Source organism: Streptomyces sp. SID13726 (assembly GCF_010548375.1).
Classification (GTDB): domain Bacteria; phylum Actinomycetota; class Actinomycetes; order Streptomycetales; family Streptomycetaceae; genus Streptomyces.
In genome coordinates, this window is the sequence record NZ_JAAGLY010000399.1 from 1 (window position 1) to 455 (window position 455).

The 455-nt window shown below is 73.6% G+C and carries 1 protein-coding gene; it reads right to left on the minus strand.

Features of this window, described 5'->3' with window-relative positions; genetic code table 11:
- Positions 1–423: hypothetical protein (locus G3I78_RS48270; protein WP_164436969.1), on the minus strand; the 423-nt coding region annotated here is incomplete at its 3' end.
- Positions 424–455: the final 32 nt, after the last annotated feature.

Genomic DNA, 455 nt, shown 5'->3' on the forward strand with positions numbered 1-455 from the left:
CGCGTGCTGCCCGGTCGGCTGGCCACCGTGGCGCGACGGCTCGGCCTCGAGCTCGACCCACACCGTGACGGCGGACCCGTCGGCGACCGGGTCGAGCGCGGCCTGGACGGCGGGCACCGCGAGCGCCGCCTCGGCGTCGTCCTCGGGCGTGCCCGCCCGCTGCCGGTACGCCTCGTTGGACGCGTCGAGCCCGGTCTCCTGCCCGACGGCGGTCGTGTCCTCGGCCGTCACGGTGACCTCGGGGTCGGACGGGTTGTACGAGTCGGCCCACCGCTCCATGGCGACCCCCACGAACAGGAAGTACCCCACGACGCCCACGCACGCGAAGATCACGAGCCCCACGACCACGCCGACGACCGCGCTCCCGAGGCGCGAGGTGCCATCTCTTGTGTCGCCGGATCCACTGGGGCGTGGTGTCGTCATGTCGCGAGTCTCATCGCTCTGGCCTTCGACGG